This window comes from Lactiplantibacillus sp. 7.2.4 (genome assembly GCF_018991185.1).
Taxonomy (GTDB): domain Bacteria; phylum Bacillota; class Bacilli; order Lactobacillales; family Lactobacillaceae; genus Lactiplantibacillus; species Lactiplantibacillus pentosus.
In genome coordinates this window covers 1-630 of record NZ_JAGYGS010000165.1, presented here as the reverse complement: position 1 = coordinate 630, position 630 = coordinate 1, and the positions used below count along the sequence as shown (strand labels likewise).

Annotated in this window: 1 protein-coding gene; it reads right to left on the bottom strand. The window is 46.2% G+C overall.

Going from position 1 to position 630, the window contains the following annotated elements; genetic code table 11:
- Positions 1-630, bottom strand: a 630-nt coding sequence (locus KGF70_RS17030; protein WP_216786532.1) for an IS30-like element ISLsa1 family transposase, incomplete at both ends; no start/stop codon positions are given.

Genomic DNA, 630 nt, shown 5'->3' with positions numbered 1-630 from the left:
TTCTAAGGCCTGATAATTGGCAAACTCTTTACCATGATCAACAGTAATGGATTTTACTTGGGGACCGAAGGCCCCCATAAACTTGCCAAAGGCGGTGTTTAGAGCCTTAGCCGTTCTATTAGGGGCTTTGATGGCCCATAGAAGTCGGGTCTTACGTTCTACGAATGTAACCAGACATGATCGTGGCTCACTTCGACTAGAAAGCACCGTATCTACTTCCCAATGACCAAAAGCTAACCGTTGATTAACAGTTGTTGGCCGTTGTTCGATGGAAGTCCCACTTGTAAATTTCCCACGATTTTCGCTCACTCGGTGCTGGCGGACATTCCGATTGGGTAGATCAGTTAATTTGAAGGGGAGCCAGCCACGATTAAGCCAATTATAAATTGACGCAGTGCTCAAGTTATAAGCGGCCGCAATGGTTTCTGGTGACCAGGTTAATCGTAAGTGATTGGTAATTAAAGTCGCTAATGCTGCCGTCAGCATCGAACGACGACCGCAATTCCGCCTTTTGCGATCTGCATCTTGCTGAGCTAATTCTGGATCATAAGGTTTAACCCGGTCCAACTCATAGCTAATCGTAGCTTTGGCGACGCCTAAGGCGTCAGCCATTACTTGGTAAGATTTATT